Origin of the sequence: Brevundimonas sp. (assembly GCF_031412435.1) — a bacterium.
In the GTDB taxonomy this organism is placed as follows: domain Bacteria; phylum Pseudomonadota; class Alphaproteobacteria; order Caulobacterales; family Caulobacteraceae; genus Brevundimonas.
This window is the reverse complement of the sequence record NZ_JANODA010000006.1, coordinates 23,233-47,121: the sequence shown is the minus strand read 5'-3', so window position 1 is coordinate 47,121 and position 23,889 is coordinate 23,233. Positions and strand designations below refer to the sequence as shown.

The following is a 23,889-nucleotide window of genomic DNA, read 5'->3' as shown; positions in this document are numbered from 1 at the left end:
GTTGTCATTCCGGGCGAAAGCGGACGGTGCGGGCAGTGCGCCAGGGAACCGGCGCGACGCCTACAGCCAGTCCGCCGTCGTCTCGCGCGCCAGCATCTCCTCGTATGACGGCCGCGCCCGGACCACGGCCCAGCGGTCGCCGTCGACCAGCACTTCAGGGACCAGTGGGCGGGAGTTGTATTCGCTCGACATCACCGCCCCATAGGCCCCGGCGCCGGTGAAGACGACGAGGTCGCCGGCCTGGAGCGGCGGCAGGGACCGGCCGCGGGCGAAGGTGTCGCCCGTCTCGCAGACGGGACCGACGATGTCGTAGACGACCGGATCGCCGTCCCGCGGGATGACCGGCTTCACCTCGTGGAAGGCGTCGTACATGGCCGGACGCATCAGGTCGTTCATGGCGGCGTCGAGCACCAGGAACTTCCGCCCGTCGGCCCGTTCGGTCACCTGAATCACGCGGGCCAGCAGGACGCCGGCGTTGGCGGCCAGCAGGCGACCGGGCTCGAACGCCGCCTCGACGTTCAGGCCGTCCAGCACCCGGGCGACCATGTCGGCGTAGTCGGCGGGCGAGGCGGTCTGTGCTCCACCGGAATAGGGCACGCCCAGGCCACCGCCGAGGTCGATACGGGGCACGGGCAGGCCCTGCTGCCGCAGGGTCTCGGTCAGTTTGCGCAGCAGTCCGAAGGCGGCCTCCAGCGGGGCCAGGTCGGTGATCTGGCTGCCGATGTGACAGGCGAGGGCGACCGGGTTCAGGTGCGGGCTGGCGGCGGCCCGGGCGTAGAGGGCCATCGCCTCGTCGGCCGGGACGCCGAACTTGTCGCCCTCTCCGCCCGTAGTGATCTTGGCGTGGCCGCCCGCGCCGATCTTGGGGTTCACCCGGATGGCGATGTCGGGTTTCGCGCTCTTCGCCTCCGCGATGGCGATGAGGCGGTCCAGCTCGGGCACGCTCTCGACATTGATCTGGCGCACCCCGACCTCGAGGGCGAAGGCCAGTTCGGCGTCGGTCTTGCCCACACCCGAGAAGATGATGCGATCGGCCGGGATGCCCGCCTTCAGCGCGCGCCGGATCTCGCCCTCCGATACGGTGTCGGCGCCGCAGCCCAGACGGGCCAGGGTCGCCAGCACCGACAGGTTGGAGTTCGACTTGACCGCGAAGGCGATCAGGCTGTCGCCCAGTACCGAGGGGTGGGCGTCCAGCGCCTCGCGCAGCACCCGGTAGTGCCGGGTCAGGGTGGCGGTCGAATAGACATAGGCCGGCGTGCCGACCTCGGCCGCCAGCATGGTCAGGTCAACGTCCTCGGCGTGGAGGGCGCCGTCCCGAAGCTCGAAATGATCCAAGGTCTATTGAGGCTCGCGACCGGCGGCGGTGCCGCCGATGGGGTTGGACGGACCGCCGTCGATCGGCATCTGGCTCGACGGGCGGTTGATCGTCGCCGGGTCGGGCAGGTTCGGGGCCCGGGCGTCGCGCGGCGCACGCTCGGTCTCGCGCGGTGCGGGGCTTTCCAGGTCGGCCATGCGGCCGCAACCGGCGGCGGCGACCGCCATCAGAGCCAGAACGCCGAGGATGATGGGTTTGGTCATGACAGTCGGACTTTCCATTCGGCGATGCGCGCACGGACCTGTTCCGGCGCGGTTCCCCCGAAGCTCTGGCGGCTGGCGCAGGAAGCCTCAGGGGTGAGCACCTTGTAAACGGCTTCGGTGACGCCGGGATGCAAGGCCTGCAATTCGGTTAGCGGCAGTTGCGCCAGACCCACGCCCAGCTGCTCCGCCCGCTTCACCGCCGCGCCCGTGACATGGTGCGCCTGGCGGAACGGCAGGTCGGCCTCGCGGACGAGCCAGTCGGCAAGGTCCGTGGCGGTGGAGAAGCCCCAGCCGGCCGCCTCGGCCATCCGTTCCGTATTCGGACGGAAGGCGCTGACCATCGCCGTCATGGCGGTCAGGGCCAGGTCCAGGGCGTCCATGGCCTCGAACACCGGCGGCTTGTCCTCTTGCATGTCCTTGGAATAGGCGAGCGGCAGGCCCTTCATGACGGTCGAGAGGGCGACGAACGAGCCCATGATCCGGCCGGTCTTGGCCCGGACCAGCTCGGCGGCGTCGGGGTTGCGTTTCTGCGGCATGATCGACGAGCCCGTGGTCAGGTCGTCGGGCAGGGTGACGAAACCGAACATCGGGGTCATCCAGACCACGATCTCCTCGGCCAGACGCGACAGGTGTCCGGCGGTGATCGAGGCGGCGGCCAGGGTCTCCAGCGCAAAGTCGCGGTCGGACACCGCATCCAGCGAATTGGCCATCGGTCGGTCGAAGCCGAGCGCGACCGCCGTCGCATGGCGGTCGATGGGGAAGGGCGACCCTGCGAGGGCCGCGGCGCCCAGAGGGCTCTCGTTCATCCGCGCGCGGGCGTCGGCGAAGCGACCGGCGTCGCGGCCGGCCATCTCGACATAGGCCATCAGGTGGTGGCCCAAGGTCACCGGCTGGGCGGTCTGCAGATGGGTGAAGCCGGGCATGAGGTCGCCCGCGTGCTGCTCGGCCCGGGCCAGCAGGGCGCGTTGCAGGGCCTGCAGCTGTTCCACCGAGCGGTCGCAGGCGTCCCGAACCCAGAGGCGGAAGTCGACAGCGACCTGGTCGTTTCGGCTGCGCGCCGTGTGGAGGCGGCCCGAGGGCTCGCCGATCAGCTCGGACAGACGGGCCTCCACGTTCAGGTGGATGTCCTCGTATTCGTCACGGAAGGGAAAGGTCCCGGCCTCGATCTCGGCCTGGATCGTATCCAGCCCGCCCAGGATCGCCGCGCCGTCCTCCGCCGTGACGATGCCCTGGTCGATCAGCATGCGACAATGGGCCCGCGAGCCGCGCAGGTCCTGCGCCCACAGCCGCTTGTCTACGCCGATGGAGACGTTGATCGCCTGCATGATGTCGGCGGGGCGCGACGAAAAGCGTCCGCCCCACATGCCTTGACCTTCGGGCGTCGTCGCGGTCTTGGTCGGTGCAGTTAAACTGGAACGGTCGTTCATGGACGAACCCCGGAAGCAAAAGGTCGAGACACGGTGGGCTCTGATTGCCGTCGCCGTCGTCCTGGCGATGATCGTCGTGCCGATCGTGATCGGTGGGGTGCTATGGTATTCCAGCCCCGAGGCCAAGGGCGACATGGCCGCCCTGACCGATACGGACGCGAAAAGCGAGCTTTCGCGGTTCGCGGTCGGGCCATTGGCGGCGCTCGAGACTCCCGCCGCCCTGGAAGCGGCCCCCGACTATGTCTTCAAGACGCGCGACGGCGCCGACGTCCGCTTCGCCGACTTCCGGGGCAAGGTGGTGCTGGTCAACCTGTGGGCCATGTGGTGTGCGCCGTGCCGCACCGAGATGCCGACCCTCGCGGCGCTCGCATCGGCCTATCCGGGGGGCGATCTGGTCGTGCTGCCGATCAATGTCGATACCGGCGATGGCCCCGTCGCCGATGCGAAAAGCTTCATCGACGTCCACGAGCCCCTGCCCTTCTATGGCGACCCGAAGTTCCAGCTCCCGTTCGAGTTTCCGGGCAAGGGCAAGATGCCCCAGACGATCCTGCTGGACCGTGAGGGGCGGATCCGCGCTGCCTTCGCGGGCGAGGCCGACTGGAACAGCCCGGAGGCGAAGGCCTTGATCGATGCGGTGCTGGCGGAGCAAGGCTCCGCGGGGGCCTAGTTGTCGGGAGCGGGCACGCGCTGGTCGGTGTTGGGATTGACGGCGCCTGGGCGGCCTTCTGCGGCGGCCTCTGCCTGATTGGCCTCAAGGCGATCGGCCACGTTGCCGGCGCCGGTCTCCACGGCCTGGGCCGCCTTCATTGTGCCGGCCTCGAGCACCTCGCCCGCCTGTGCGGCCAGGTCGCCCGCCTTGTCGGCGGCTTCCGAGGCCGTGATCTCCGCGTTGTCGGCGGCGACCTCGGCATTGGCCTCGGTCTTCTCCTGTTCGGCCTGGGTGCAGGCCACGGCGCCCAGCGACAGGGCGGCGATAGTGGAGACTGCCAGCAGCGACGGGATACGGATGGTCATGGAGAGCCCTCGAACGGCGTTGAACCTTTGCCGTGAACGCCGATGATCACGATCGGTTGCGCCATGGTGCGTCGCAGCATAAAATCAGCTATTGTCGGTATCTGAACGGGAGCCGCGATCATGATGCTGGGCGGGCTGGTGGTCGCGGTTATGCTGGCTCTCCTGGTCTGGGATCTGGCGGGTCAACCTACGGGCCGGCGCTGGCGAAGGCGTCGGCGGCGGCGCGCCGAGGCTGCGACGCATCGGCGCAAGGGTTGAGGCTCTTATCCGGGCTGTTTGCGAGAAAGCCACGCGAGACGGCCGTTTGATCGGCGTTCCAGCCCGTCCTGTCGAAACCTGACAACGGTGTCTTGACCCCTGCGAGGCCCTTAACGCGCGCGGCAAAATTCGACATGGTGGATCATCGACCCGCTCGACCGGGTTGGTGGGAGCGGAGACCACAGGGAAACGCAGGGATGGCTTACCCCATTCGAGCCGAGGTTCTGGCGCTGATCCAGGCTAGCATCGGTTGGGCCGTGCTCGCCGCGCGTGCGGTCAATGTCGTCCCCACACCGCCGGTCGCGCCGCCGCCACCGGTCGCGCGCCAGTCGAAAGCGCTCGCCCGCGCGCCGGTTCGCCTGCGCGCCACCATCACCATCGACATCGACGCCCCCGACGCCGACGAGGCGGAACGGGCGTGCGACGACGTTCGCGGCCAGTTCGAGATCCTGAAGCGGACGCACCCGCTGGCCGAACTGGCGTTCCAGCGCCGCAAGCCGCGTACCGGCCGGCGACCTCCGACGCCGGCGTTGGTCGTCAGTCCCTATGTCGATGACTGAGGCGATCGGTCGGCGGCGCAACACCCTGCTCGCCGGCATCGTGCTGCTGAAGAAACAGGCCCCTGACATTACCCTCTCGGAGATGCTGGCCTTCCTCTATGTCGCCGAGAATCCCGGCGTGCGGGTCAAGGAACTGGCCGTGCTGATGGAGACGACCGACGCCACGGCGTCGCGGGCGTCGCGGTCCCTGCTTCAGGCGGACGAGCCCGGGGCGCGGGAGCCGGGGCGAGGCTGGCTCCTGATGGCGTCCAACGGGCGTGAGGCCGTGTCGCGACACCTCTATCTGACCGAGGCCGGGGTTGAACTGGTCCAGCGTCTGGACGCCCTGATCGAGAGCGCCAGACCGATCGGCGTCCGGGCGGCGCCGGCCGAACTCAGGGTCAGGCGCTAGGGGTCTGGACTGGTGGCTGGAGGCGGGATCGAACCGCCGACCTGTGGGTTATGAATCCACCGCTCTAACCATCTGAGCTACCCAGCCCAGTCCATGGGCCGTCGTCGATCGCAACCGGATGACGAGGGAGGCGTGCGTATATCGTCGCCGCCCCTCCGGTTCAAGTCAGTTGAACAAGAGGTCTGTTCTGCGACTTGCTGTCACGTGGAAGCGAGGGCAGGAACGGCGGAGCTTGTGCGCCGTTTCAGGGCGGTCACGCCCTCGTCAGACCCGGAGTTCCCATGCGTCCGTTCGTCCTCGCCGCCACCTCGTCCCTGCTCGTGATGTCAGCCGCCTGCGGGGCCAACGGCCAGACCGGACAGGCGCCATCCCCCGGAGCGCCCGTCGAGACCCGTCCGGCCAATGCTCCGAACCAGACACCGGCCTTCGCCGGCCAGACCCGCGCGCCGGGCGTCCAGACCCAGGGCACGCTGAGGCACGCAGTGATCGCCTCCGGCCTCGTCCACCCGTGGGGCATGGCGCTGCTGCCGGACGGGAATTGGCTGGTCACCGAGCGCCCCGGGCGGATGCGGATCATTTCGGCCCAGGGCCAGGTCGGAGAGCCGATCACGGGCCTGCCGGCCGTCGACGCGCGCGGGCAGGGCGGGCTGCTGGACGTGACCCTGTCGCCCGGCTTCGCCACCGACCGGACGATCTTCTGGAGCTATGCCGAGTCCCGGGACGGCGGCAACGCCACCTCGGTCGCGCGCGGCGTGCTGTCGGCGGACGGAACGAGCGTCGGCGACGTGCGGGTCATCTTCCGCGCTCTGCCGATCTACGACGGCGACAAGCATTTCGGATCGACGCTGGCGTTCGACCCGGCCGGCCATCTGTTCATCACCCTGGGCGAGCGGTCCGACGCGCCGATGCGGCCCCAGGCCCAGCAGCTCGACTCCCATATGGGCAAGGTCGTCCGCATCAATGCCGACGGCTCGGTCCCGCAGGACAATCCATTCGTCGGTCAGGCCGGCGCCCTGCCCGAAATCTGGTCCCTGGGCCACCGTAACGTCCAGGGCATCGCCGTCCAGCCGGGCACGGGCGCGGTCTGGACCATCGAGCACGGCACGCGCGGCGGCGATGAGTTGAACCGGCCTGAGGCGGGCAAGAACTACGGCTGGCCGATCATCGCCTATGGCGTCGAATATCGCGGCGCCCCGATCAACGAGGGGATCACGGCGCGGGCCGGTCTGGAACAGCCGGTCTACTACTGGGATCCGGTGATCGCGCCGGGCGGCCAGGCCTTTTATTCGGGCGCTATGTTCCCGGGCTGGGAGGGAAACCTGCTGATCGCGGGTCTGGGCGGCAAGTCGCTGACCCGGCTGGTGCTGGACGGCGACCGGGTGACGGGGGAGGAGCGACTGCTGACCGGCCTCGGCGAGCGCATCCGCGACGTGGCCGTGGGGCCCGACGGCGCCGTCTGGGTCATCACCGACGAGGACGACGGCAAGCTGGTAAGGCTGGCCAGCGCGAGCTAACAGCGCGGCTCAAGCAGCGAGACGCCGCGCGTCGAGCGATAGCCGCCCTCAAATATGAATCGCGTGTCCCAGGGCCCTCAGGCTCGCCTCGTGGAAGGCCTCGCCCAGGGTCGGGTGGACATGGATGACGCCCGCAACGTCTTCCAGCACCGCCCCCATTTCCAGCATCTGGGCGAAGCTGTTGGACAGTTCGGCGACGTGCTGACCGACCGCTTGGACGCCCAGCAGGCGGTGGTCGCCCTTCGACGCCAGAACCCGGACGAAACCGCCGTCCTCGCCGGCCTCGATGGCCAGGGCGCGGCCGATGGCGGCGAGCGGGAACACGGCGGTGATTACATCGTCCCGGCCCGCCACATCGAGCGGCCCCAGGCCCGCCGAGACGATCTCCGGCTCGGTGAAGCAGACGGCGGCGATGGTGACGGGGTCGAACCTGCGATCATGCCCCGCGATGATCTCGGCGACGACCTCGCCCTGGGCCGAGCCCTTGTGCGCCAGCATGGGTTCGCCGGTCAGGTCGCCGACGGCCCAGACGTTCTTCATCGAGGTGGCGCAGCGGTCGTCGATCTTCACGAACGGCCCGGCCATGGCGACACCCATGTTTTCCAGACCCCAGCCGGCGGTGCGCGGACGACGGCCGACGGTGACCAGCACCTTGTCGGCGTCGAGCGACAGAGGCTCGCCCTCCTTCGTCGTGATCGACAGTTTCCCGTCTCCGAACCCGCCGGCGCGGGCGCCGAGGTGCATCTCGACCCCGTGGTCAGTCAGCCACTTCATGACCGGGTCGGTCAGGGCCTTGTCGTAGAGCGGCAGGATGCGCTCGGCCATCTCTACGATGGCGACCCGGGCGCCCAGTTTGCGATAGGCGATGCCCAGCTCCAGCCCGATATAGCCGCCGCCGACCACGACCAGCCGATCCGGCACGGCGTCCAGCGACAGGGCCTCGGTCGAGGAGATGACGTCGCCGCCGAAGGGCAGGAAGGGCAGCTCTACCGGCTCCGACCCCGTCGCCAGGATGACGTGCTCGGCCGTGATCGTGATTGGACCGTCCTCGGTCTCGACGCGGCAGGTCTTGGCGTCCTGGAAGGTCGCCCAGCCCTTGATGACCTTTACCCTGGCCTTCTTCAGCAGGGCCGCGACGCCATTGTTCAGCTTACGGACGATTCCGTCCTTCCATTCGACCGTCTTGGACAGATCGATGGCCGGCTCCGACGCCGTGATGCCCAGGGTCCCGTCGCCGGCGGCCTTTGACACGGTCTCGAACTTCGACGCCGCGTGGATGATCGCCTTGGACGGAATACAGCCGACGTTCAGACAGGTGCCGCCGAGCCCGGCCGAGCCGTCGACCAGAACAGTGTCGAGCCCCAGCTGGCCGCAACGGATGCCGGCGACATAGCCGCCTGTGCCCGCGCCGATGATCAGGACTTTGGTCTTCAGGGTCTGGGTCATGCGTGGCCGATGCGACGAATCAGGGTTGGGTTTCCTCGACTAGGTCGAGGATGGTGCGGAACAGGGGCTCGTGCTGGAGGCTGCCCTCCAGCGAGGCGGTCGTGCCTTCGCGGAGGGTCGAGTGGTCGTTGGGGATGGTGATCAGGACCAGCTGGCCGACCTCGGCGACCCAGCCGACGGCGCAGAACTCGCGGCTGTTGTAGGCGACGCGGAAAGGCGCAGAGCCGTCAGTCTCACCCTTGATGAGGCGCACCGGCTCCACGGTTGCGAAGCCGAAATTGACGCAGCCGGACTCGCCGGGATCGCCCTGAAAGTGCTCACGGGCCCGCGCCCGGGCGGCGGCGATGCATTGGGTCGGCGGGGTTTGATCGACCACGGTCACCCGTCCGACCAGCACGGTCTGCGCATCGTTCATCACACTGCTGGCGTAGACGGGCATCGGCATGCAGGCCCAGGCCGGGGCGGAAGCGAACAGGGCGACAGCGGTCAAGGCGGTCGTCAGGATGCGATTCATGGGAGGCTCGGTAGGGGATGGCCCGCCCTTACGGCTCGCCAATCGCGCATAAAGATTTCAGCGTCGCGGCCATCAGCTCTGACGAGGAACAGCCATCTGTTATCGGCGAGACCATCGGGGTTCGCGAACACGATCAGCTTTTGTCCGTCGCGTGGAGGCTGATCAGCTTGGTCGTCCATCAGGAAGAACCAGTTGGTGCAAGCTCCCGCTTCGAAGGATAGGCGATAGGGGATTGGCGAGACCGGCCCCCAGATCGCGTTGGTTGGCCTGACGGTGAAATCGACGTTGTCGGCATAGGGGCCGTCAACGGTCACGTCCTCGATTCGCGCCTCATAGACGCTGGTCACGGCCCGCAAGTCCTGTGTTCGTCGCGCCGCCTGGTCTCCGGGAGCCGGAGTACACGCGACTGCCGAAGCCGCGGAGGCGGCTAGCAGCATCAGCCCAAGAGCAGGTGCAGCGAGCTTCACCCGATCACCCCATCCACAGCGTCGCGGGATGCTCCAGCAGGCCCTTGATCCGCTGCACGAAGACGGCGGCGTCGTGGCCGTCGACGATGCGGTGATCGAAGCTGGACGACAGGTTCATCATCTTGCGCACGACCATCTGGCCGTTGCGCACCACCACCCGTTCCTCGATCTTGTTGGGGCCGACGATGGCGACCTCGGGATGGTTGATGATGGGGGTGTGGACCACGCCGCCCAGGGTGCCCAGCGAGGTGATGGTGATGGTCGAGCCGGACAGCTCTTCCCGCTTGGCCGAGCCGTCCTTGGCCGCGCCGGAGACGCGGGCGATCTCGGCCGCGGTCGCGTAGGGATCCAGCGATTCCGCGTGGCGGACGACCGGGACCATCAGGCCGTTCGGCGTCTGGGCGGCGATGCCCAGATGAACGGCGGCGTGGGTGGTCAGGACGCCGGCCTCGTCGTCATAGTGGCTGTTGATCGTGGGCTGGTCGCGCAGGGCGACGACGATGGCGCGGGCGATGAAGGGCAGGACGTTGAGCTTGGCCTTGCCGGTCTGTTTCGCCTGGGCGTTCAAGTGGGCGCGAAGCTCCTCCAGCGCCGTGACATCGATCTCCTCCACATAGGTGATGTGGGGGATGCGCCGGACGCTGTCGGCCATCTTCTCCGCGATCTTGCGGCGCAGGCCGATGATGCGGACCTCGGTCGTCCCTTCGGCCCGGGCGTAGGTCGAGGAGGGCATTGATGATCCGTGTTCGGACGGTCCGCGCGCGCCGCCCGAGACGAAGGCGTCGAGATCGCCGTGCTCGATCCGTCCGGCCGGGCCGGAGCCGGGCACGAATTGCAGTTCCAGACCCAGTTCACGGGCGCGCTTGCGCACGGCGGGCGAGGCGAGCGGACGGACGCCGGGGACCTGGGCGGTGCGGGCGAGATTGGCGGGGGCTGAAGGAGCCGGCTTGGCCTTTGGCGCTTCCGCCATGGTGGCGGGGGCGACCTTGGCCGGAGCGGCGACAGGTGCGGGCGCAGCAGGCTTCGGCGCTGCGGCGACATTGCCCACGCCTTCGACGTCGAAGCTCACAAGGGCCCCACCGACCGGCGAGGCCTTGCCGACTTCGCCGTGCAAAGCCGTGACCACGCCGGCGACCGGCGAGGTCAGTTCGACCGTGGCCTTGTCGGTCATGATCTCGGCGAGGAGCTGGTCCTCCTGGACCGTGTCGCCGACCGCGACGTGCCAGGCGACCAGCTCGGCCTCGGCCGTGCCTTCGCCGACGTCGGGGAGTTTGAAGACATAGTTGCCGGATGCCGCAGGCGCCGACGGAGTCCCGGTGATCTCCTCGGCCTCTGGCGCGTCGACCGCGGGAGCGGCTTCCGGCTCCGGCTCCGCCACCTGAGCGGGTTCGGCCTCGGCGGACGCATTCCCGGCGCCCTCGACCTCGAACTCCACCAGGGGTCCGCCGACGGGCGACATGACGCCGGGCTCGCCGTGCAGGGCCGTGACGACGCCGGTCACGGGGGAGGTCAGTTCGACCGTCGCCTTGTCGGTCATGATGTCGGCCAGCAGCTGGTCTTCGGCGACGACATCGCCGATCGCGACGTGCCAGCCGACCAGTTCGGCCTCGGCGGTGCCTTCGCCCACGTCGGGCAGTTTGAAGACGTAGCGGCCCATCAGCGCGCCCCTCCGGTCATGACGGCTTTCAGCGCGGTGGCGACCCGTTCCGGCCCGGGGAAATATTCCCACTCGAAGGCGTGCGGGTAGGGCGTGTCCCAGCCGCAGACGCGGGTGACCGGCGCTTCCAGATGATAGAAGCAGCGCTCCTGAACCAGGGCGGACAACTCGCCTCCGTACCCGGACGTTTTCGGCGCCTCGTGCACGATGACGCAACGGCCGGTCTTCTTCACCGAGGCCTCGATGGTCTCGATGTCGAGCGGCACGAGCGAGCGCAGGTCGATGACCTCGGCGTCCACGCCCGCGTGTTCGGCGCCCGCCAGCGAGACCCAGACCATGGTGCCATAGGCCAGGATGGTGACGTCATTGCCTTCGCGCATGATGCGCGCCTTGCCGATCGGCTCGACATATTTGCCGGTCGGGACCTGGGCCAGGTCCTGGGTCTTCCACGGGCTCACCGGCTTCTGGTGCCAGCCGTCGAAGGGGCCGTTGTAGAGCCGCTTGGGCTCGAAGAAGATGACCGGGTCGTCGTCCTCGATCGCGGCGGTCAGGAGGCCCTTGGCGTCATAGGGGTTGGACGGAATGACGACCTTGAGGCCTGCGATATGGGTGAACAGGGCTTCCGGCGACTGCGAGTGGGTCTGGCCGCCGAAGATGCCGCCGCCGTAGGGCGAACGCACCACGATGGGCGAGGTGAACTGTCCGCCGGAGCGGTAGCGCATCTTGGCCGCTTCACTGACGATCTGGTCGTAGGCCGGATAGATGTAGTCGGCGAACTGGATCTCCACGACCGGACGCAGGCCGTAGGCCCCCATGCCGATGGCGGCGGCGACCAGGCCGCACTCCGAGATCGGCGTATCGAAGCTGCGGGTCAGGCCGTGCTTCTGCTGCAGCTGATCGGTGACGCGGAAGACGCCGCCGAAATAGCCGGCGTCCTCGCCGAACGACAGGACGTTCGGATCCTCGGCCATCTTCACATGCAGGGCCGAGTTCAGCGCCTGGATCATGTTCATCGGCTGGACGCCCGAGGTCGGGGCCTCGGAAGCCGGCGCGTCGTTCTGGTCGACCATGTCCGGCTCGATGCCGTCATGCTGGTCGGCGTCGGTAAAGGTCTGTTCGCTCATCGGATCAGACTCCCACTTCGCGGCGCTGTTCGGTCAGGCGCCAGTCCTCGGTCGCATAGACCTCTTCGAACATCGTCTTCACCGAGGGGCGCGACTGGCCGAGCGTGCCGATGGCCTCGGACTCCTTGCCGGCCGCGCGGACCTGGGCGACGGCGTCGGCCTCTGCTTCAGACTGGGCCTCGTCCGACCATTCGCCGAGCGCGATGAGGTGCTGTTTCAGGCGCGCAATGGGATCGCCCAGCGGCCATTTCTCATGTTCGTCGCCGGGGCGATAGCGGCTCGGGTCGTCCGAGGTCGAGTGCGGGGCGCCGCGATAGGTGAACAGTTCGATGACCGTCGCGCCCTGGTTCGACCGGGCGCGTTCCTCGGCCCACTGGGTCGCGGCCCAGACGGCGAGGAAGTCGTTGCCGTCGACGCGCAGGGCAGGGAGGCCGTAGCCGATGGCCTTCGACGCGAAGGTCGTCTCCATCCCGCCGGCGATGCCCTGGAAGGACGAGATGGCCCACTGGTTGTTGACGACGTTCAGGATCACCGGCGCGCGATAGACGGCCGCGAAGGTCAGGGCGTTGTGGAAGTCGCCTTCGGCCGTGGCGCCGTCGCCGATCCAGCTAATGGCGATTTTGTCGTCGCCCTTGTAGGCGCTGGCCATGGCCCAGCCCACGGCCTGCGGGACCTGGGTGCCCAGATTGCCGCTGATGGTGAAGAAGCCATAGTCCTTCGCCGAATACATGATCGGCAGCTGCCTGCCTTTGATGGGATCGGCCGCATTCGAATAGATCTGGTTCATCATGTCGACGAGCGGATAGCCGCGCGCGATCAGAAGTCCCTGCTGGCGATAGGTGGGGAAGCCCATGTCCTCACGCGACAGGATCATGCCCTGGGCGACCGCGATGGCCTCCTCGCCGGTGCACTTCATATAGAAGCTGGTCTTGCCCTGACGGTGGGCCCTGTGCATCCGGTCGTCGAAGGCGCGGGTCAGGATCATCGCCTTCAGACCCTTCTTCAGAGTCTCGGCGTCGAGGCGCGGGTTCCACGGACCGACGGCATGGCCTTCGTCGTCGAGCACCCGGATCAGGCGGAAAGCCAGGTCCAGCATCTGCACCGGCCGTGCGTCGACCGCGGGACGATCCACGGCGCCGGCGGCGTCGAGCTTCAGATGGCTGAAATCCGGCGTGTCTCCGGGACGCCCCGAGGGCTCCGGCACGCGCAGGGAGAGCGGCTTCGTGTTCCTGGTCATTCCATCCTGCCGTTCGGTTGATCCGACCGCGTAGTATTGGCGGCTGGATAGCATGGGCGTGAAATCAAGGCTCGCCTATTTTCGCCTTGCGTCAAGCGGTTTTAGGGTATTTTATTGCGCCATAACGATAAATGGAGAAACGCATTGGCGGATGAACTGGATCCCATCGACGCTCGAATTCTGGACATCCTGCAGCAGGACGCTGGATTGTCCGTCGCGGAAGTGGCCGAGCGGGTGGGACTGTCGGCCTCGCCGTGCTGGCGTCGGATCAAGAGACTGGAAGATTCCGGACTGATCCGCAAGCGGGTGACCCTGCTGGACGCCGCTCTTCTGGGGCTGGACTTCGAAGTCTACGCCATCGTCAAGCTCAGCCTGCCCTCGCGCGAGAACCTGGATCTGTTTGAAGCCGCCGTCGCCAACTGGCCCGAGGTGGTCCAGTGCGCCACCATCACCGGGCGCGAGGACTATGTGCTGCGGATCATCACGTCCGACATGCACGCCTTCGACAAGTTCCTGCGTGACAAGCTGCTGACCCTCGGCATCGTCTCGGACTGCGAGAGCCATATCGTTACCCGCGGCGTGAAGAACGTCACCACCCTTCCGCTCGGCATCATCACGCCCCACCTGGCCTAGACCAGACGAACCTCCAGGAGCCCGCCCATGATCGAGATGGTGATCGACGCCCGCAAGAAGGACCTCGGCGGGTTCGAGGTCGGGCGCATCCTGCCCTTCCATGCGCGCCGGATGGTCGGGCCCTTCATCTTCCTGGACCACATGGGACCGGCCGAATTCGCACCGGGCGCCGATGCGATCAATGTGCGTCCGCACCCTCATATCGGCCTGTCGACCCTGACCTATCTGTTCGAGGGCGAGATCATGCACCGCGACAGCCTGGGCTATACCCAGGCGATCCGTCCGGGCGAGGTCAACTGGATGACCGCCGGCAAGGGCATCACCCACTCCGAGCGCACCGATCCGCTGAAGAAGGCGCAGGGCGGGCCGATGAACGGCATGCAGGCCTGGATCGCCCTGCCGGACGAGCACGAGGAGATCGATCCCTCCTTCCAGCACTATGGCGAGGACGCCCTGCCGGCCTATGAGAACGGCGGACTGTTCGCCCGTCTCGTGGCGGGCGAGGCCTATGGCGCCAGGGCCAATGTAAAGACCTCGTCGCCGCTCTTCTATGTGCACTGGGAGATGCAGGAGGGCGTCCGCACGGCGCCGCCTCCGGGCAGGGGCTCGGGCGGCATGTCCGAACGCGCCCTTTATGTCGCCAAGGGCAGCATCGAGGTCGGCGACCGCACCTTCCATGAGGGTCAGATGATCGTGCTGGAGCCCGACGCCGAGCCGACGGTGAAGTCGCTGACCAGGGCGACCGTCATGGCCCTGGGCGGCGAGCCGGTCGGTCAACGACTGATCTGGTGGAACTTCGTGTCGTCATCCCAGGCCCGCCTGGACCAGGCCAAGGAAGACTGGAAACAGGGTCGGATGAAGCTGCCCGACGAAGACGATCTGGAGTTCATTCCGTTGCCGGAGGACTCCGCCGTCACGACACGGTCCGAGCCGATCAAGCCCGAGCCGACGCATCCCGTCTGACCGGGCGTCGACAAATTGACGCATCAACGGCCAAGCTTGTTGACAGAATTGCAGGCCATTGGGCACCAAAGCTGAGCGGCCCGGGCCCCTCTGACGATCGCGTCGATCGTGATGTCGGACCGCACCGGCGGCGAGAGTTCATGCGTGAACGTCGCTGCCCTTTAGAGGTGGAACCAATATGTCATCACTGTCCAAGGGCCGTTCCGGCCTGAAGTTTTCTGTGCGCCTGGCGCTTCTTTCGGCGCTGGCCGCTGCGGTCCCGGGCGCGGCGCTGGCCCAGGCCCAGGCCTCGCCCAACAATCACGCCTGCCCCGTCGTAACCCAGGCGATGGTTGAGAGTCAGTTCGCCAGGTTCAACGATGCCTGGGCAACCGGCAACCCGGACGTCGTCACGGCGCTGTTCACGAACGAACCCGTCTTGCTCGCAACAGTCTCCAACACCCCGCGCACGACCCCTGCCCTGGTCCGGGACTATTTTGTGAGCTTCCTGCGGAGCAAGCCGGTCGGTCGGATCGATACCAGCACGGTCGAGATCGATTGCCAGACGGCTTCCCGGCTCGGGACCTGGACCGTCACCCTGACCGACGCGGCCACGGGCGCCAAGACCGACGTGCGCGCCCGCTACTCGTTCATCTATCGATACGAGGACGGCGACTGGAAGATCGATCATCTGCACTCATCGATGATGCCCGAAGCCGCCCACTAAGCGGCTCTCGCAGGAAACGTTACCCGCCGCGGGGCCTCCTCCCGCGGCGGCGCTTTCTCGATGGATGACAATGAAAAGACTGACTTCGGCTACGTCGATCATGGCTCTCGCACTGGCGACCCCCGCCTTTGCAAGCGACGAGGACATGGAGTTCTGGTTCAATCCGTCCGTCAGCACGGCGGCCGGCGACAGGACATCGATCGAGCTCGAAACGGCACAGCGGTTCCGCAATGATCCGCGCAACGACACCTGGTTCGTTCGCGGCTGGATCAAACGCGACGATGCCCGGGGCAACTCCTGGGGCGTCGGTATCGAGCAACGCTGGAACGGACCGGACCAGCGGGAGGTCCGGCTACTCCAGCAGGTCGGCTACGAACTGGGCCCAATCGATCTCCGCACGCGCGTGGAACAACGGTTCGTCTCGACCGATCCTCAGACGGGATGGCGCGTTCGACAGCGGATCGGCGCCTCGATCCCGCTTGGCGAATCCGACAACAGCTGGAGTCTTACGGCAGATGCCGAGCTGTTCGTCACGTTACGCAGCTCAGACCGTGACGGCCAGACCGGCGTGACGGGATTGCGTACCTTCGTCGGATTCGAACGGGAGTTCGGCCGCTACGAAGTGAGCCTTGGGTATCTCCGCCAACAGGACGTGCGCGACACCGCGCCGGACCGTATCGGAAATGCGCCCTTCATCGGCGTGGCGGTCAATTTCTGAGAGTCTCGGGTCCTTAAGGCGCCTCCGCTACCCGCGCGACCCAGTCCGTCACGGCCGTGATAGCCTCGGGCGCGAGGGTCTGGGTGATTGTCGCATACTCACCGGGCAACCCCGTGGTCGCCGGCTGCATCAGGTGGTTGAGGCCGGGCAGGACGACGATCTCGGCGTCCGGCTTCAGGGACCGCAGGTGCGATGCGTTCTGTTCCGCCGGCACGTTGCGGTCGCGCTCGGCATAGATGGCCAGCATCGGAACGTTCAACGCCCGGATCGCATCGGCCGGATCGAAGGCGGTGAAATAGCGATACCAGCCCGAGCTCATCTGGCGCGCTGCGACGCTCGCCTGGGCGGCGGGCTGACCGATCTCGGCGGCCACCGCTTCGATCGCCCGCGCGGCGGCCGGTCCGTCGTTCCTGTTGTTGAGGACGGCCAGCATGAAACGGGCCTGGATGGCTTCGGTCTGCAGGGCCTGGGCCTCGGTCCCGCCCGAGGCGAGGACGATCTGCTTCACTTGTTCGGTCAGGATGTCCGCGCCGGAAACAGAAGGCCCTGCGATCATGACGACGAAGGCGGCGGGCGCGCCGTTCGAGCTGGCGATCAGGGCGGTCAATCCGCCTTCGCTGTGACCCATCAGGCCAAGACGCGCCGCGTCGATGTCCGGCCGCGCGCGCAGGAAGTCCATCCCGGCGACGGCGTCCGTGGCGAAGTCCGCCGTGGTCTCGTCCGAAGACCCGCCGCCGGACCCGCCCATGCCCCGGTCGTCATAGCGCAGCACGGCGATCCCCCGTCGGGTCAGGGCGTCGGCCCACACGGCGAAGGGTTTGTGGTCCAGGATGGTCTCGTCCCGATCCTGGGGGCCCGAGCCGGTCAGCAGGATGACGGCCGGGAACGGGCCTTCGCCCCGGGGCAGGGTCAGGGTCCCGGCCAGGGTGATGCCCGCGCCTGCGTTCGGGAACGTCACCTCCTCCGCGGCATAGGGGAAGGGCGGGACGGGGGTCTGGGGCCGGCGTGGCGGCGGGGGCGGTGTGACCTCGGCGGTCGCGGCCGTGCGGGTCAGAATCAGGGGCATGGAGGCCGGGCCCTGCGACAGGGTCCCCGTCCAGGTCGAGCCGTCCCCGGACCGCGCCCCTTCGAACCGTCCGCCCGCCATCGGCACGGTGAAGCGGACGACACCTGAGGTTTCTGTCAGGCCGGCGACGGGGATGTCCCGGGCGTTCTGGGCTGGACTGTCCATCAGGGCGATCAGGCCGTCCGGACCCTGGGCCACGCGGATAACGACAGGAATGGAGGCGTCGCCGACGCGTATCGCGCCCTCCCAGCGCCCCACGAGATCGGCGGCCTCCGCCTGGGCTGGAGCCGACGCCGTCGCCATTGCCTCGATCATCACGCCGCCCCTCCAATTGGTCGAGGGAGTAGAACAAGCGGGAGCCGTTGCAGGCAAGCCTCTTCAGGCGGCGCGTTCGTTCCGGGCGTCGCTCGCCGGAGCCTTGATCAGGTCAGTGATCTGGTCCGGCTGCATCGGCCGCCCGATCAGATAGCCCTGGGCCTGGTTGCAGCCCTCGGCCCGCAGAATGTCGAGTTGCGACCGGGTTTCGACCCCTTCGGCCAGAACCTTCACGCCGATGGCCTCCGACAGGTCGCTGATCGCGCGGATGATCGACGAGGCGTCGCTGCGCAGACCCAGTGGGGTGACGAAGGCCCGGTCGATCTTGATCTTGTCGACCGGGAAGCGGCCCAGATAGCTGAGGCTGGAATAGCCCGTGCCGAAGTCGTCGAGCGCGATCTGGAATCCCATTCTCCGCAACTGTTCGAGGTTCCCCAGAACCGTGGCGTCGGCGTCCAGCAGCACGCCTTCGGTGATCTCGAACTCGAAGCCGTTCGCCTTGACGCCGTGCCGGGCGAGCAGGGTCTTCACCGTGGCGATGAAGGTCGGGGAGCGCAGCTGAACCGGCGAGACGTTGATCGCGATCTTCAGGCCCGGCCACAGTGTGGAATCGGCGAAGGAGCGGTCGATGGCGTAGCGGCCGAGAGCCTCGCCCAGGCCCGCAGCCTCGGCCATTGGCACGAACACGGCCGGCGGAATCTGGCCGCGCGTCGGATGGGGCCAGCGCATCAGAGCCTCGACCCCGATCGTCGCCCCGGTCTCGTTGATCTGGGGCTGATAGACCATCTGCAGCTCGCCGGCCTGCAGAGCCTGTCTCAGCTCGATCTCAAGATCCAGCTGGAGGCGCTGGGCGTGATCCAGCGAGGCTTCGAAGAAGGCCAGGCCGCTGCCGCTCGTGCGGGCGGCGGAGTTGGCGAGACGCGCCTGGCGGATGGCGTCGCGCGGCGTGGCGACAGGCATCTCGACGAAATTCACACCGATGGTGGAGGGCACGATCACATCGCCGCCCGGCGTTGCGACGGGCAGGTCCATCAACCGGTTGATCTGGCCTCCGACGAGCGCGAGCTTGATGCCGCTGGAGGCGGGATGGAACACGGCCAGCATATCCTCGCCGATGCGTCCGACCGGCGCGTCGTCGCCGAAGGCCGAGACCAGACGCGCGCTCAGGTCGCGCAGGACTTCGTCACCGCAGGATTCGCCGAGCCGGTCGTAGATATCCTTCAGGCGGCCGAGACTGACGCAGAGGATCGCCAGGGACTCTTCGGCGTGATCGCTCGGCGGTGCGTAATGCGCGAGGGCGTCGGCGAACCCGTCGGCGTTCAGCAGCTGGGTGACCGGGTCCCGAAACGCCATGTGGGCGGCGCCGGCCTGGCCCGCGCGACGGGCGTTCCAGTCCTTCTTCCACTGGCGGACCAGGACAAGACTGGATGCGAACAGGCCTGCGTAGATCGCCGGCATCGCCGATGCCAGGGCCGGGCTCGACGCCGCGTGGGTGAGAAGGAATCCGACGATGGAGACCAGGGTCACGAGAGCAACGGCGGTGAGGGCGCTCGTGGTGTGTTCCGCCAGCGAACGCGCCGTGGCGCGAGCGGCCGCAGGCAGTGCGCCGGGCGACGCAGGACGTTTCATGAGGCGTAGCCTTTGGCGGCGTCTTGTCAGCCGACGTTAGCCGACGCACTGCTAACAAACGGATAAGGCTGTTAACCGTTGTTATTTTGAGGTTTTCAGGAACGCGATCAGCGCCGCATTGACCTCCTCCGGTCGCTCCTGCTGGAGCCAGTGGCCGGCGCCCGGCAGGACCGTCTGGCTGCGCAGGTCGGGGATCCAATCCTTGAGGCCTGCCTCATGCTGGCCGGCATAGACCCGGACGGGATCGCGCTCCCCGACCAGAAAGACGGCCGGGACCGCGATGCGCCTGTTCTGCAGATGGGCCGTCAGCCTCCAGTTCAGGTCGATGCAGCGATACCAGTCCAGCGGGCCGCGAAAGCCCGAGGCGGTGAAGGCCGCGACGTACTCCCTGAAATGGCTCTCGCCCATCCACGGAGGCAGGGCGGCGTCGTCGGGGACCGCCGACAGGAAGGTCTGGCCCGGGGCCAGAAAGCCGGTCGAGCGGCGGTCGTCGGGCGTCGCGCCGTCATAGGCGTAGAAGCCGCGCCGCAGGGCCCCGGCGACATCGGCCTCGAAGTCGAGATGGGCGTCCGGTGTCTGAAATTGGCTGATGTAGAATTCGCCGAGACCCAGCCGCTCGGACAGACCACGCATCAACGCCGTCGGCGGTCCTTTCGGACTGCGCGGCTGGAACGGCACCGACAGGCCGGCGACGGCGGTGAAGACATCCGGTCGCATCAGGGCGCAGTGCCAGGCGACAGGCGCGCCCCAGTCGTGGCCGACGACGGTGCAGGTCGTCTCTCCCAGCGCCCGGACCAGATCGACCATGTCCCCGACGAGATGCAGGATCGAATAGTTCTCGACCCGCTCCGGCTTGTCGGTCCCGCCATAGCCGCGCATGTCTGGGGCCACTGCGTGATAGCCCGCCTCGGCCAGGGCCGCGACCTGCGCGCGCCAGCTGATGCCCAGCTCCGGGAAGCCGTGGATCAGCAGGACGAGAGGCGCTGAACCATCATTGGCGCCGGCTTCCAGAATCTGTTGCTTCAGGCCGTCGGTCTGGACGATGCGGGTCTGCATGGGACGGGTTCTCCGAGGAGGCCTTTGAAGCCGAACGCGACGTGGTGCATTGATGTCGCCATGACCCGTATGACCAGCTTCTCCGACGGTACGATCGTTCCGGTCCTCGGCCAAGGGACCTGGATGATCGGCGACGACCCGAAGACCCGTGACGCCGAACAGGCCGCCCTGTCGCGCGGCATCGACCTGGGCCTGACCCTGATCGACACGGCCGAGCTGTACGGCGACGGTCGCGCCGAACGGCTGGTCGGCGAGGTCATCAAGGACCGCCGCGACGAGGTCTTTCTGGTCTCAAAGATCCGCCCGGAGAACGCCGGCGAGATGACCATGATGCTCCATGCCGAGAAGTCGCTTGAACGGCTCGGTGTCGACCGCCTCGATCTCTATCTGCTGCATTGGGAGAGCCGGCATCCGCTGGAAGAGATCGTCGCGGGATTCGAGGAACTGATCGACGAGGGGATGATCGCCCGCTGGGGCGTGTCCAATCTCGAAATCCGTACGATGAACCGGCTCGATCAGGTCGACGGCGGCGAGCACTGCGCGACCAACCAGCTCCTCTACAATCTCGGCTCGCGCGGGATCGAGTTCGACCTTCTGCCCTGGCAGCAGGAGCGGCTGATGCCTGTCATGGCCTATTCGCCGCTGGGCCGGGGCGACCTGTTGAATCATCCGGCCCTGCTGGCCGTCGCCGACCGGCATGGCGCCACCCCGGCCCAGATCGCGCTCGCCGCTGTCCTGCGTCAGGAGGGCGTCATCGCCATCCCCAAGGCCTCGACCGTCGCCCATGTCGAGGCCAATGCGGCGGCGCTGGACATCGAACTGGACCACGAGGACATCGAAGCCCTTGACCGGGCTTTCCCGCCGCCCTCGACCGCCCAGCCGTTGGACATCATCTGACGTCGCCCGACTCTCACTGACGGATCATGACGAGGCATATGGCTACGCTTTTCGGTTGACCCTTGTTCGGATAAGGAAATCTCCATTGCGCCGACATGTCGTCGGCCTGGGGGAGTTTCCACCATGCGTAGCCTGCTCATGATCGTCGCGGCGGCCGCCGCCATCGCCGTCCCGGCCGTCGCCCAGACGGGCGCCGTGTCGTTCTCGATCGAGAACAACAGCGACCACACCATCGACGCCATCCTGTACGGCCAGTCGTCCTCGGACGAGTGGAGTGACAACATCCTCGATGTCCAGGTCGAGCCCGGCGACACCGTCGAAATCACCGTCGACGACGACCTGGAAGACTGCATGTACGACTTCGCCTACAGCTTCGATGACGGCTCCGCCTATGTCGAGCGCGTCGACATGTGCGAGATCAACGGCACGACCTTCCAGTTCACCGGCGGCTGATCCGTCTACGGATCATCTAAGAAAACGGCCCCGGGAGCGATCCCGGGGCCGTTGTCTTTTTCAGGCCCTGAAGGCGATCAGGCCGCAGCCTTGGCGCCCGTGAACTTGCCGTAGAAGGTCTCGCCCTTCGCGGCCATGTCGCGCAGCAGTTGCGGGACCTTGAAACGATCACCGTAGCGGGCGGCGTAGTCGTCCGCCTGGGCCACGAAGGCCTTGAGCCCGATCTGGTCGATGTAGGTGATCGGCCCGCCGGTCCAGGGCGCGAAGCCCCAGGCCAGGATGGCGCCGACATCGGCCTCGCGCGGGTCGTCGATGACGCCCTCTTCCCAGCAACGCGCGACTTCCACCGCCTGGCGATAGAGCAGGCGCTGTTTCTGGTCCTCGACCAGCTCGGGTGTCGAGTCGTTGATCCTGACCGGCGCCAGTTCGGCGAGACCTGCCCACAGCTTCTTGGGCTTGACGTCGTAGTCGTAGAAGCCCTTGCCGTTCTTGCGGCCGTAGCGGCCCAGGTCCTCGACCATGGTGCGGATGATCTCGGCCCCGGCCAGCGGAACGTATTTGTCGCCGAGGTCGAGGGCGGTCTGTTTCGACACCTTCATCGACAGATCGAGGGCGACGTCGTCGTGCATTTCCAGCGGGCCGCGCGGCATGCCGGTCATGCGACCGATGTTGTCGATCAGGGCAGGCGCATAGCCTTCCTCCAGCATGGCCAACCCTTCCGCCACGTAGGTGCCGAAGCAGCGCGAGGTGTAGAAGCCGCGGCCGTCGTTGACGATGATCGGGGTCTTCTTGATCTTCATGACGTAGTCGAGCGTCTTGGCGATCGCCGCCTGACCCGTCTTCTCTCCCAGGATGATCTCGACCAGCATCATCTTGTCGACGGGCGAGAAGAAGTGGATGCCGATGAAGTCCTCGGGACGCACGCTCGCCTCGGCCAGGCCGGTGATCGGCAGGGTCGAGGTGTTCGATCCGAACACGGCGCCGGCTTCAAGCTGAGCCTCGGCCCGCTTCGTCACGTCGGCCTTGATTTCGCGATTTTCGAACACGGCCTCGATGACCAGGTCCGAACCCTTGATCTGGTCGTAGTCGGTGGTGGCGACCACCGAGGCCAGAAGGGCGTCGTACTTGTCCTGGGTCAGCTGGCCGCGCGACAGACGCTTCTTCAGCAGCTCCTCGACGTGGGCCTTGCCCTTGTCGGCGTCTTCCTGCGTCCGGTCGATCAGGATGGTCTGGATGCCGGCGAGCGCCTGCACATAGGCGATGCCCGCGCCCATCATGCCGGCGCCGATGACGGTGACCTTGCGGGCGTCCGAGGCGGGGATGTTCGCCGGGCGAACGGCGCCCTTGTCCAGCTCCTGTTTCGACAGGAACAGCGAGCGGATCATGCCCTGGGCCTGGGGCGTCATCAGGGTCTTGATGAAATAGCGGGTCTCGATCCTCAGGGCCGCGTCCATCGGGACCTGAATGCCTTCATAGACGGCCTTCATCAGGTTGATGACCGCCGGATAGTTTCCGTAGGACTGCTTCCGGATCATGGCGTTGCCGACCAGGAAGTTCTGGATTCCGGCCGGGTGGTAGGGGCCGCCGCCGGGCTGTTTGAAGTCCTTCGAGTCCCACGGCTGCACGGCCTTGCCGCCGCCCTTGATCCAGGCCTTGGCGGCCTCGACTTCGGCGCCCTTGGCGACCACTTCGTGGACGACGCCCGCGCCCTTGGCGTCGTTCGGCCTCCACGAGGACCCGGCGCTCATCGCCGTCATCGCCGCCTGCACGCCGATCAGGCGCGTCAGGCGCTGTGTGCCGCCGCCGCCGGGGAACAGGCCGACCTTGATCTCGGGCAGGCCGAGCTGGATCTTCGAATCGTCGCCGACCACGCGGTAGTGGCAGGCCAGCGTCAGCTCGAGACCGCCGCCCAGCGCCAGACCATTGATGGCCGCCGCGATCGGCTTGCCGCAGGTTTCCAGCGCGCGCAACGAGCCGTTCATCTTCCAGCCCGCGTCGAACGCGGCCTGAAGGTCGCCGCCACCGGCCAGCGATCCGCCGGCCATGTCGCCGAGGTCAGCCCCGGCGCAGAAGCCCGAGGCCTTGCCCGAGGTGATGACCGCGCCCTTGATGGCGTCGTCGGTCTTGATGCGTTCGACCAGAGCGGGGAGCTCGGCCATGACGCTGGACGTCAGGGTGTTCATGGAACGGCCCGGCACGTCGAAGGTGACCAGGGCGATGCCGTCGGCGTCGACGTCGATCTTGAAGTTTTCCATGCTCGTGATCC

General features: G+C 67.3%; 24 protein-coding genes and 1 tRNA gene. 10 read left to right on the top strand and 15 right to left on the bottom strand.

All coding sequences use genetic code 11. The features are described 5' to 3' along the window. Positions 1–60 precede the first annotated feature (60 nt). From lysA to argH, 3 genes are read right to left on the bottom strand one after another with little or no spacing between them, the layout of a single operon-like run. On the bottom strand, positions 61–1,335 hold the full coding sequence (gene lysA / locus RMO01_RS01245; RefSeq protein ID WP_309627232.1) for a diaminopimelate decarboxylase: 1,275 nt from the start codon (positions 1,333–1,335) through the stop codon (positions 61–63). 3 nt (positions 1,336–1,338) lie between these two features. Continuing rightward, entirely contained in the window at positions 1,339–1,578 is a 240-nt protein-coding gene (locus RMO01_RS01240) for a hypothetical protein (RefSeq protein ID WP_309627231.1), read from the bottom strand. Beyond that, entirely contained in the window at positions 1,575–2,942 is a 1,368-nt protein-coding gene (argH, locus tag RMO01_RS01235; RefSeq protein ID WP_309627291.1) for an argininosuccinate lyase, read from the bottom strand. The genes RMO01_RS01240 and argH overlap by 4 nt, the downstream gene beginning before the upstream one ends. A 61-nt stretch (positions 2,943–3,003) precedes the next feature. Between argH and RMO01_RS01230 the strand changes: the two genes are divergently transcribed. Further along, the gene (locus RMO01_RS01230) at positions 3,004–3,672 is read left to right on the top strand and encodes a TlpA disulfide reductase family protein (protein ID WP_309627230.1); all 669 of its coding nucleotides are present in this window, start codon (positions 3,004–3,006) and stop codon (positions 3,670–3,672) included. On the opposite strand, the gene RMO01_RS01225 is transcribed toward RMO01_RS01230, so the two are convergent. After that, entirely contained in the window at positions 3,669–4,019 is a 351-nt protein-coding gene (locus RMO01_RS01225) for a hypothetical protein (protein ID WP_309627229.1), read from the bottom strand. The genes RMO01_RS01230 and RMO01_RS01225 overlap by 4 nt on opposite strands. Positions 4,020–4,474: 455 nt before the next feature. Here RMO01_RS01225 and RMO01_RS01220 point away from each other — a divergent pair, with 455 nt between their 5' ends. Both RMO01_RS01220 and RMO01_RS01215 read left to right on the top strand, forming a co-directional pair. Beyond that, the gene (locus tag RMO01_RS01220; RefSeq protein WP_309627228.1) at positions 4,475–4,837 is read left to right on the top strand and encodes a hypothetical protein; all 363 of its coding nucleotides are present in this window, start codon (positions 4,475–4,477) and stop codon (positions 4,835–4,837) included. Then, positions 4,830–5,228 (top strand): MarR family transcriptional regulator, encoded by a 399-nt coding sequence (locus tag RMO01_RS01215; RefSeq protein ID WP_309627227.1) that lies wholly within the window; start codon positions 4,830–4,832, stop codon positions 5,226–5,228. Before RMO01_RS01220 ends, RMO01_RS01215 begins: the two co-directional genes overlap by 8 nt. 10 nt (positions 5,229–5,238) lie before the next feature. Here RMO01_RS01215 and RMO01_RS01210 read toward each other — a convergent pair. Continuing rightward, positions 5,239–5,315: transfer RNA gene (locus RMO01_RS01210), tRNA-Met, on the bottom strand. A 194-nt stretch (positions 5,316–5,509) separates the two neighbouring features. Between RMO01_RS01210 and RMO01_RS01205 the strand changes: the two genes are divergently transcribed. Beyond that, positions 5,510–6,742 (top strand): PQQ-dependent sugar dehydrogenase, encoded by a 1,233-nt coding sequence (locus RMO01_RS01205; RefSeq protein ID WP_309627226.1) that lies wholly within the window; start codon positions 5,510–5,512, stop codon positions 6,740–6,742. 48 nt (positions 6,743–6,790) lie between these two features. Here the strand turns inward: RMO01_RS01205 and lpdA are convergent, their stop codons facing one another. The 6 genes from lpdA to RMO01_RS01175 all read right to left on the bottom strand — a co-directional run bounded on the left by lpdA (position 6,791) and on the right by RMO01_RS01175 (position 13,187). Then, positions 6,791–8,188: a dihydrolipoyl dehydrogenase gene (gene lpdA / locus RMO01_RS01200; RefSeq protein ID WP_309627225.1), complete on the bottom strand. Its 1,398-nt coding sequence runs from the start codon at positions 8,186–8,188 to the stop codon at positions 6,791–6,793. 19 nt (positions 8,189–8,207) lie between these two features. Continuing rightward, positions 8,208–8,702, bottom strand: coding sequence for a hypothetical protein (locus tag RMO01_RS01195; RefSeq protein ID WP_309627224.1), 495 nt, complete (start codon positions 8,700–8,702; stop codon positions 8,208–8,210). Continuing rightward, positions 8,699–9,049, bottom strand: coding sequence for a hypothetical protein (locus RMO01_RS01190; protein ID WP_309627223.1), 351 nt, complete (start codon positions 9,047–9,049; stop codon positions 8,699–8,701). The genes RMO01_RS01195 and RMO01_RS01190 overlap by 4 nt, the downstream gene beginning before the upstream one ends. A gap of 124 nt (positions 9,050–9,173) precedes the next feature. Beyond that, positions 9,174–10,826 carry a 2-oxo acid dehydrogenase subunit E2 gene (locus RMO01_RS01185; protein ID WP_309627222.1) on the bottom strand — a complete coding sequence of 551 codons (1,653 nt, stop codon included), beginning with the start codon at positions 10,824–10,826 and terminating at the stop codon, positions 9,174–9,176. Continuing rightward, positions 10,826–11,896 carry an alpha-ketoacid dehydrogenase subunit beta gene (locus RMO01_RS01180; protein ID WP_409013024.1) on the bottom strand — a complete coding sequence of 357 codons (1,071 nt, stop codon included), beginning with the start codon at positions 11,894–11,896 and terminating at the stop codon, positions 10,826–10,828. The genes RMO01_RS01185 and RMO01_RS01180 overlap by 1 nt, the downstream gene beginning before the upstream one ends. A 58-nt stretch (positions 11,897–11,954) precedes the next feature. Then, a complete protein-coding gene (locus tag RMO01_RS01175) occupies positions 11,955–13,187 on the bottom strand; it encodes a 3-methyl-2-oxobutanoate dehydrogenase (2-methylpropanoyl-transferring) subunit alpha (RefSeq protein ID WP_309627220.1) in 1,233 nt (410 codons plus the stop codon). Between the two features lie 144 nt (positions 13,188–13,331). Here RMO01_RS01175 and RMO01_RS01170 point away from each other — a divergent pair, with 144 nt between their 5' ends. From RMO01_RS01170 to RMO01_RS01155, 4 genes are all read left to right on the top strand, one after another. Further along, complete coding sequence (locus RMO01_RS01170) at positions 13,332–13,820, top strand: Lrp/AsnC family transcriptional regulator (protein WP_309627219.1); 489 nt, start codon at positions 13,332–13,334, stop codon at positions 13,818–13,820. Positions 13,821–13,847: 27 nt separating this feature from the next. Next, the gene (locus tag RMO01_RS01165) at positions 13,848–14,783 is read left to right on the top strand and encodes a pirin family protein (RefSeq protein WP_309627218.1); all 936 of its coding nucleotides are present in this window, start codon (positions 13,848–13,850) and stop codon (positions 14,781–14,783) included. 178 nt (positions 14,784–14,961) lie between these two features. Next, entirely contained in the window at positions 14,962–15,489 is a 528-nt protein-coding gene (locus RMO01_RS01160) for an SgcJ/EcaC family oxidoreductase (protein ID WP_309627217.1), read from the top strand. Positions 15,490–15,634: 145 nt separating this feature from the next. Continuing rightward, on the top strand, positions 15,635–16,207 hold the full coding sequence (locus RMO01_RS01155) for a DUF2490 domain-containing protein (protein ID WP_309627216.1): 573 nt from the start codon (positions 15,635–15,637) through the stop codon (positions 16,205–16,207). 13 nt (positions 16,208–16,220) lie between these two features. Here RMO01_RS01155 and RMO01_RS01150 read toward each other — a convergent pair whose 3' ends face one another. The 3 genes from RMO01_RS01150 to RMO01_RS01140 all read right to left on the bottom strand — a co-directional run bounded on the left by RMO01_RS01150 (position 16,221) and on the right by RMO01_RS01140 (position 20,273). Beyond that, the gene (locus RMO01_RS01150; RefSeq protein ID WP_309627290.1) at positions 16,221–17,588 is read right to left on the bottom strand and encodes an alpha/beta fold hydrolase; all 1,368 of its coding nucleotides are present in this window, start codon (positions 17,586–17,588) and stop codon (positions 16,221–16,223) included. A gap of 63 nt (positions 17,589–17,651) precedes the next feature. Beyond that, positions 17,652–19,217: a bifunctional diguanylate cyclase/phosphodiesterase gene (locus tag RMO01_RS01145; protein WP_309627215.1), complete on the bottom strand. Its 1,566-nt coding sequence runs from the start codon at positions 19,215–19,217 to the stop codon at positions 17,652–17,654. An 81-nt stretch (positions 19,218–19,298) separates the two neighbouring features. Continuing rightward, positions 19,299–20,273 carry an alpha/beta hydrolase gene (locus RMO01_RS01140; RefSeq protein WP_309627214.1) on the bottom strand — a complete coding sequence of 325 codons (975 nt, stop codon included), beginning with the start codon at positions 20,271–20,273 and terminating at the stop codon, positions 19,299–19,301. A gap of 60 nt (positions 20,274–20,333) precedes the next feature. Between RMO01_RS01140 and RMO01_RS01135 the strand changes: the two genes are divergently transcribed. Together RMO01_RS01135 and RMO01_RS01130 are read left to right on the top strand one after the other, a co-directional pair. Then, positions 20,334–21,170, top strand: a complete 837-nt coding sequence (locus RMO01_RS01135) for an aldo/keto reductase (RefSeq protein WP_309627213.1) — start codon at positions 20,334–20,336, stop codon at positions 21,168–21,170. Positions 21,171–21,293: 123 nt separating this feature from the next. Further along, on the top strand, positions 21,294–21,623 hold the full coding sequence (locus RMO01_RS01130) for a hypothetical protein (protein ID WP_309627212.1): 330 nt from the start codon (positions 21,294–21,296) through the stop codon (positions 21,621–21,623). Between the two features lie 77 nt (positions 21,624–21,700). Here the strand turns inward: RMO01_RS01130 and RMO01_RS01125 are convergent, their stop codons facing one another. After that, positions 21,701–23,878 (bottom strand): 3-hydroxyacyl-CoA dehydrogenase NAD-binding domain-containing protein, encoded by a 2,178-nt coding sequence (locus RMO01_RS01125; protein WP_309627211.1) that lies wholly within the window; start codon positions 23,876–23,878, stop codon positions 21,701–21,703. Between the last annotated feature and the right edge of the window lie 11 nt (positions 23,879–23,889).

What these genes read in the sequence shown, in the direction of transcription:
- RMO01_RS01185 (WP_309627222.1), bottom strand. Translation starts at nt 10,826, where the DNA reads ATGGGCCGCTACGTCTTCAAACTGCCCGACGTGGGCGAAGGCACCGCC.
- lpdA (WP_309627225.1), bottom strand. Translation starts at nt 8,188, where the DNA reads ATGACCCAGACCCTGAAGACCAAAGTCCTGATCATCGGCGCGGGCACA.
- argH (WP_309627291.1), bottom strand. Translation starts at nt 2,942, where the DNA reads ATGTGGGGCGGACGCTTTTCGTCGCGCCCCGCCGACATCATGCAGGCG.
- RMO01_RS01130 (WP_309627212.1), top strand. Translation starts at nt 21,294, where the DNA reads ATGCGTAGCCTGCTCATGATCGTCGCGGCGGCCGCCGCCATCGCCGTC.
- RMO01_RS01150 (WP_309627290.1), bottom strand. Translation starts at nt 17,588, where the DNA reads ATGATCGAGGCAATGGCGACGGCGTCGGCTCCAGCCCAGGCGGAGGCC.
- RMO01_RS01135 (WP_309627213.1), top strand. Translation starts at nt 20,334, where the DNA reads ATGACCCGTATGACCAGCTTCTCCGACGGTACGATCGTTCCGGTCCTC.
- RMO01_RS01230 (WP_309627230.1), top strand. Translation starts at nt 3,004, where the DNA reads ATGGACGAACCCCGGAAGCAAAAGGTCGAGACACGGTGGGCTCTGATT.
- RMO01_RS01140 (WP_309627214.1), bottom strand. Translation starts at nt 20,273, where the DNA reads ATGCAGACCCGCATCGTCCAGACCGACGGCCTGAAGCAACAGATTCTG.
- RMO01_RS01160 (WP_309627217.1), top strand. Translation starts at nt 14,962, where the DNA reads ATGTCATCACTGTCCAAGGGCCGTTCCGGCCTGAAGTTTTCTGTGCGC.
- RMO01_RS01220 (WP_309627228.1), top strand. Translation starts at nt 4,475, where the DNA reads ATGGCTTACCCCATTCGAGCCGAGGTTCTGGCGCTGATCCAGGCTAGC.
- RMO01_RS01125 (WP_309627211.1), bottom strand. Translation starts at nt 23,878, where the DNA reads ATGGAAAACTTCAAGATCGACGTCGACGCCGACGGCATCGCCCTGGTC.
- RMO01_RS01215 (WP_309627227.1), top strand. Translation starts at nt 4,830, where the DNA reads ATGACTGAGGCGATCGGTCGGCGGCGCAACACCCTGCTCGCCGGCATC.
- RMO01_RS01155 (WP_309627216.1), top strand. Translation starts at nt 15,635, where the DNA reads ATGGAGTTCTGGTTCAATCCGTCCGTCAGCACGGCGGCCGGCGACAGG.
- RMO01_RS01195 (WP_309627224.1), bottom strand. Translation starts at nt 8,702, where the DNA reads ATGAATCGCATCCTGACGACCGCCTTGACCGCTGTCGCCCTGTTCGCT.
- RMO01_RS01225 (WP_309627229.1), bottom strand. Translation starts at nt 4,019, where the DNA reads ATGACCATCCGTATCCCGTCGCTGCTGGCAGTCTCCACTATCGCCGCC.
- RMO01_RS01180 (WP_409013024.1), bottom strand. Translation starts at nt 11,896, where the DNA reads ATGGTCGACCAGAACGACGCGCCGGCTTCCGAGGCCCCGACCTCGGGC.
- RMO01_RS01175 (WP_309627220.1), bottom strand. Translation starts at nt 13,187, where the DNA reads ATGACCAGGAACACGAAGCCGCTCTCCCTGCGCGTGCCGGAGCCCTCG.
- RMO01_RS01145 (WP_309627215.1), bottom strand. Translation starts at nt 19,217, where the DNA reads ATGAAACGTCCTGCGTCGCCCGGCGCACTGCCTGCGGCCGCTCGCGCC.
- RMO01_RS01240 (WP_309627231.1), bottom strand. Translation starts at nt 1,578, where the DNA reads ATGACCAAACCCATCATCCTCGGCGTTCTGGCTCTGATGGCGGTCGCC.
- RMO01_RS01165 (WP_309627218.1), top strand. Translation starts at nt 13,848, where the DNA reads ATGATCGAGATGGTGATCGACGCCCGCAAGAAGGACCTCGGCGGGTTC.
- RMO01_RS01205 (WP_309627226.1), top strand. Translation starts at nt 5,510, where the DNA reads ATGCGTCCGTTCGTCCTCGCCGCCACCTCGTCCCTGCTCGTGATGTCA.